The organism is Lentilactobacillus parafarraginis DSM 18390 = JCM 14109, from assembly GCF_001435895.1.
Classification (GTDB): Bacteria; Bacillota; Bacilli; order Lactobacillales; family Lactobacillaceae; genus Lentilactobacillus; species Lentilactobacillus parafarraginis.
The window spans coordinates 1-1,234 of record NZ_AZFZ01000170.1; the positions used below are offsets into that span (position 1 = coordinate 1).

Genomic DNA, 1,234 nt, shown 5'->3' on the forward strand with positions numbered 1-1,234 from the left:
TGGACTTAGGATGAAAGTGTGGACACGATTTGATAGAATTTCTACTAGAGAGGATCGTGTCTTATGAGCAAAAGAAAGAGATATTCTGTCGAATTCAAGAAAATGATCGTTCAGCTGTATGAAAGCGGGACATCAGTCACTGATCTTACCAGCGAATATGGGATTGCCAGTGCCACCATTTATAAATGGAATGATTTGTACAAGAAAGATAATGATACCGGGGTCTCCAAGGCCGACTTGTTAGAAATGCAGGCAAGAATTACCAAGCTGGAAAGTGAAAACGATATCCTAAAAAAAGCATTAACCATATTCGCAAAAAAGTAAGCATCAAAGATTGGCAGTCAGCTATTAAAGTAACGGCATCAGCGCATAGCGTTAAAGAAGTCTGTCAGACGTTGCACTTATGTCGATCAACCTACTATCAGTACCAGCACCAGACTAAGCCCGAACAGTTTAAGCGGCGCCAAGTTTTATACCAGCAAATCCGACGCATCTACTTTGATCATCGGCGGGTTTATGGCGCTCCTAAAGTTCACGAGGAACTTTTACGTGAGGGCTATCATGCCAGTTTGAAACTGGTTCAAAAGCTGATGCGACACCTAGGCCTCCGGTCAATTGTCGTCAAAAAGTGGCGCTATGAGCACAACAACTATATTGACCAAATGACCTACCCTAATTTGTTAAAACAAGACTTTAAAGCTGTCAAACCTAATCAAAAATGGGCTGCTGATATTACCTATATTCCGACCAAAACTGATGGGTGGTGCTATCTGGCAACCATCATGGACTTGTATTCTCGCAAAATTATCGCTCATAAATTAAGCCGACACATGACAACCGAGTTGGTTGTCAACGTACTTAATCAAGCTTGTGAAACTAGAACTGTCAAGGCTGGTTTGATTCTGCATACTGATTTGGGCAGCCAGTATCGAAGTACTGCCCTTGAAACAGCATTGAAGCAACACGCTATCCGGCACTCTTACAGTAAACGTGGCTATCCGTATGACAATTCTGTGGTGGAGTCATTTCATGCCAGCTTCAAGAAGGAGGAGGTTTACCAACGGACTTACAAAGACTATCATGAAGCCAATTTGGCTCAATTTAGTTACATTGAAGGATTTTACAATTCTCGGCGGATCATTAGTGCCGATGGCTATTTAACTCCAGATGAAAAGGAACAATTAGTCAGTTAGAAATTCTACGTAATCGTGTCTAAAAACTTGACTCAGATCCA

2 protein-coding genes are annotated in these 1,234 nt (G+C 41.7%); both read left to right on the forward strand.

Annotated features, from left to right (window positions below; translation table 11 throughout):
• Window positions 1-63: 63 nt before the first annotated feature.
• Window positions 64-324: a transposase gene (locus tag FD47_RS14540; RefSeq protein WP_034529615.1), complete on the forward strand. Its 261-nt coding sequence runs from the start codon at window positions 64-66 to the stop codon at window positions 322-324.
• 2 nt (window positions 325-326) lie between these two features.
• On the forward strand, window positions 327-1,193 hold the full coding sequence (locus FD47_RS14545) for an IS3 family transposase (protein ID WP_225353034.1): 867 nt from the start codon (window positions 327-329) through the stop codon (window positions 1,191-1,193).
• Window positions 1,194-1,234 lie beyond the last annotated feature (41 nt).